Annotated in this window: 1 protein-coding gene; it reads left to right on the top strand. The window is 49.6% G+C overall.

What is annotated here, in order from left to right; translation table 11 throughout:
• Positions 1-267: hypothetical protein (locus R0J87_RS20680; RefSeq protein WP_498888598.1), on the top strand; the 267-nt coding region annotated here is incomplete at its 5' end.
• Between the last annotated feature and the right edge of the window lie 3 nt (positions 268-270).

Here is a 270-nt window from a genome sequence, read left to right as displayed (position 1 = left end):
CGTGAAAATGCAGCGCAAGTGCAGGGCCTTATGAAAGAGCGCCTAGCATATTGCTGGGAGCACCCCTTTGCACATTGGTTCGATGATGACTGTTTTGCGATAAAAGTGAATGGCGGGAACCGGAGCTACCCAGTTGTAGCAATTCATCTCGAAAAGGGTTTTCAGGTGCTGACCGGCTCTGACAGCTTGGAAACACGTGCAAGCCATTATGGTGTCGATAACCTTTCAAATGTTTGGTTGCCAACCGAGAAGGAACTGCTCCCATAGCAG

The organism is Halomonas sp. SIMBA_159, from assembly GCF_046536035.1.
Classification (GTDB): Bacteria; Pseudomonadota; Gammaproteobacteria; order Pseudomonadales; family Halomonadaceae; genus Vreelandella; species Vreelandella venusta_A.
This window is presented reverse-complemented; position numbering and strand designations above follow the sequence as displayed.